Source organism: Pseudomonas sp. EL_65y_Pfl1_R83, from assembly GCF_963970695.1.
Lineage (GTDB): Bacteria > Pseudomonadota > Gammaproteobacteria > Pseudomonadales > Pseudomonadaceae > Aquipseudomonas > Aquipseudomonas tritici.
This window is the reverse complement of record NZ_CAXAQI010000155.1, coordinates 1-583: the sequence shown is the minus strand read 5'-3', so window position 1 is coordinate 583 and position 583 is coordinate 1. Positions and strand designations below refer to the sequence as shown.

1 protein-coding gene is annotated in these 583 nt (G+C 66.2%); it reads left to right on the top strand.

Annotated elements, in window-relative coordinates:
• Positions 1 to 583 (top strand): TonB-dependent receptor domain-containing protein (locus AACY08_RS28160; RefSeq protein ID WP_339472378.1); only part of this gene is annotated, 583 nt, incomplete at both ends.

The following is a 583-nucleotide window of genomic DNA, read 5'->3' as shown; positions in this document are numbered from 1 at the left end:
CATGATTTCGGATCTGGCTGGAGCTTCCGCGCGTCGGGGCGGTATCAGCACGCCACCTCCAATCTCGGCATCGTTTACGCCAGCGGATCGCTGACCAACAGCGCGACGCTGTATGACCGCGCTTCCTATGCGACGCGCGAACGGAGCGATTCCTGGGTGTTCGACAACCAGCTTCGCGGCAGTTTCTCGACCGGGCCGCTGACGCATGCGGTGCTGCTGGGGGTCGACCATCAGGCCGGTCACGCGCGCGAAGTCTATGCCTTTGGCACCGCCACGCCGCTTGACGGCTATCATCCCATTTACGGCACGATGGCGGTGCCGCTGACGCCCGAGACGGTGCCCGGCGGCACGGTCGGGGTGCTCGCGCCGCGCAAGACGCAGACCGGCCTCTACGCGCAGGACGAGATTTCGACGGGCGGGCTGCGGGTGGTGCTGAGCGGTCGGCAGGATTGGGCGCGGACGACTTCGGGCACCGCCGCACCGGAAACGTCGCAGAAATTCACCTATCGCACGGGCGTCCTGTACACGACCGCGTTCGGGCTTGCGCCTTATGCCAGCTATTCGACCTCGTTCGAGCCGCAGA